At 55.8% G+C, this 450-nt stretch carries 1 protein-coding gene; it reads left to right on the forward strand.

The genetic code is table 11. From position 1 onward, the window contains the following. A partial coding sequence (locus WDW90_RS38200; protein WP_336492884.1) for a hypothetical protein occupies window positions 1-377 on the forward strand: 377 nt, incomplete at its 5' end. Between the last annotated feature and the right edge of the window lie 73 nt (window positions 378-450).

The following is a 450-nucleotide window of genomic DNA, read 5'->3' on the forward strand; positions in this document are numbered from 1 at the left end:
CTACCTGCATCTGGGAGACCGAGCCGCCGGGGGCGTCCACCATCAGGCCCGGAAAACGCACTACGCCCATGGATCGATTGTGCAGTGCAGCACGTTTCCTCACTGGAAGTAAGGACTCAGCTTTGAAAATTTATCACCGAAACACGGTCACCCATGCGCAGATCTACCACCGAGATACGGGTGCGCGTGCGCAGATCGCACGGGATATAATCGACGCGCGTCTTGAGGTTCTGCCCGACGGTGAATTGCGAAGCTTTTGGCAGAAGGTTGCGAAGCTTTACGCGAAGTGTCAGGTTGGAGCAGCCAACGCTGCCGAAGCTCCCCCTCGATCTGGTCAGGTGCTTGACTTTAGTAGGAAGCACCGCAAAGCAGCCTAGGATCTATATGCTCGCACCCGCCCATTCAAAATATTATGCAATCCCCTCAGGCAGTTGCGCCTTGCGTATAAGC

The sequence above is a fragment of the Methylobacterium nigriterrae genome, from assembly GCF_037106235.1.
GTDB classification, from domain to species: domain Bacteria; phylum Pseudomonadota; class Alphaproteobacteria; order Rhizobiales; family Beijerinckiaceae; genus Methylobacterium; species Methylobacterium nigriterrae.